Source organism: Paraburkholderia sp. (assembly GCF_026225065.1).
GTDB lineage: Bacteria > Pseudomonadota > Gammaproteobacteria > Burkholderiales > Burkholderiaceae > Paraburkholderia.
This window is the reverse complement of record NZ_JAMFSB010000312.1, coordinates 1-1,709: the sequence shown is the minus strand read 5'-3', so window position 1 is coordinate 1,709 and position 1,709 is coordinate 1. Positions and strand designations below refer to the sequence as shown.

Sequence of the window (1,709 nt, the reverse complement as noted above, 5' to 3'; positions counted from 1 at the left end):
TGAGCGTCATGTTGCGCTCGGAGTTGATCATCACGCCTTCCGCCTCGGCCCACAACGCGCCAGGCAAAAGAACGTCGGCATAGCGGTTGGTTTCGGTGTCGAGAAACGCGTCCTGCGCGATCACCAGTTCTGCGGCTTGCAGACCGGCAATCACATTCTGCCGATTGGCGACGCTTGCGACCGGATTGGTGCAGATAATCCAGCATGCCTTAATATCCCCGTCCGCCATGCGCGAGAACATGTCGATGGTGCCCTGCCCGACTGACGTCTTCAGCGTCCCCTGCGGCACTTGCCACAGGTCCTCGATAAACGCCCGGTCTTGCTCGACCAGCACGGAGCGCTGGCCCGGCAAACCTGGGCCCATGTAGCCCATCTCGCGGCCACCCATCGCATTGGGCTGGCCCGTCAGCGAAAACGGCCCGCTGCCCGGGCGGCAGATCGTGCCCGTCGCCAGATGCAGATTGCAAACGGCGTTGGTGTTCCACGTGCCGTGCGTGCTCTGGTTCAGCCCCATCGTCCAGCAGCTCATCCACTCCGGCGCTTCGCCTATCCATTGCGCCGCAGTGCGGATATCCGCCTCGGGAATGCCAGTGATTGCCGCGACTTTTTCCGGCGTGTAGTCGTCGAGGAAAGCCGGCATCGCATCCCAGCCTTCCGTTGCGGCGGCGATGAAGTCGAGATCCGTGTGGCCGTTCTGGTGCAGCAGAGACAGCAGGCCGTTCAGCAACGCGAGATCGGTGCCCGGCTTGATCTGCATGAAGAGATTGGCCTTGTCCGCGGTCGTATTGCGGCGCGGATCGACCACGATCAGTCTGGCGCCGGCTTTGACGCGATCCATCATGCGCAGATAGAGAATCGGGTGACAGTCGGCCATGTTGGCGCCGATCACGAAGAACAGATCGGCCTTGTCGAAATCCTCGTACGAGCCCGGCGGACCATCCGCGCCCAACGAGAGCTTGTAGCCGCTGCCGGCGCTTGCCATGCATAGACGCGAGTTCGATTCGATATTGTTGGTGCCGACAAAGCCCTTCGCGAGCTTGTTGGCAAGATACTGCGCTTCGATCGACATCTGGCCTGACACGTAGAAGGACAGCGCGTCGGGGCCATGCGTGTCGAGGATTTCGCGCAGACGGCGGCCGGTGTCGGCAATCACCTGGTCGACCGGCAACGGGATCGGATCGCCGTTGCGCTCGCGTCGTTCAAAGGCGTTTTCGAGGCGTCCGGACTTGCGCAGCGCGACATGGGCCGACGACCCCTTGGTGCAGAGCCGCCCGAAATTAGCGGGGTGCTCCTTGTCGCCGGCAATCTTGACGACCTGGCCATCTTCGACCTGCAGCACCATCCCGCAGCCGACGCCGCAGTAGGGGCACACTGTCTTGACGCTTGCGCTGCTCATTGGGTGATCGACCCCGGTCCTGTTAGACCGCTACCCATACGCGGCCGTCCCTGACCTGCGCGGCGAATGCGCTCACCGAATGCTCGGGCGCTTCGAGGCACTCGCCGGTGCGCAGGTCGAAGTGCTGCTTGTAGATCGGCGAGGCCACCACGATGCGCTCACCGAGGTTGCCGATCAGTCCGCGCGAAAGCACCGCCGCCTGCGAACAGGGATCGTAGTTGTCGATGGCATAGACCCCGCCCTCGCCGCGCGCGACGTTAAACACAGCCACCTGCCTGCCCGCCACCAGCGCGCAGACGCCGGTATTGGGCAC

2 protein-coding genes are annotated in these 1,709 nt (G+C 63.4%); both read right to left on the bottom strand.

The annotated features are described in order from the left end of the window. Nucleotides 1-1,396: molybdopterin-dependent oxidoreductase (locus M0954_RS22360; protein ID WP_297355542.1), on the bottom strand; the 1,396-nt coding region annotated here is incomplete at its 3' end. A 22-nt stretch (nucleotides 1,397-1,418) separates the two neighbouring features. Beyond that, nucleotides 1,419-1,709: nitrite reductase small subunit NirD (gene nirD / locus M0954_RS22355; RefSeq protein WP_297355540.1), on the bottom strand; the 291-nt coding region annotated here is incomplete at its 5' end.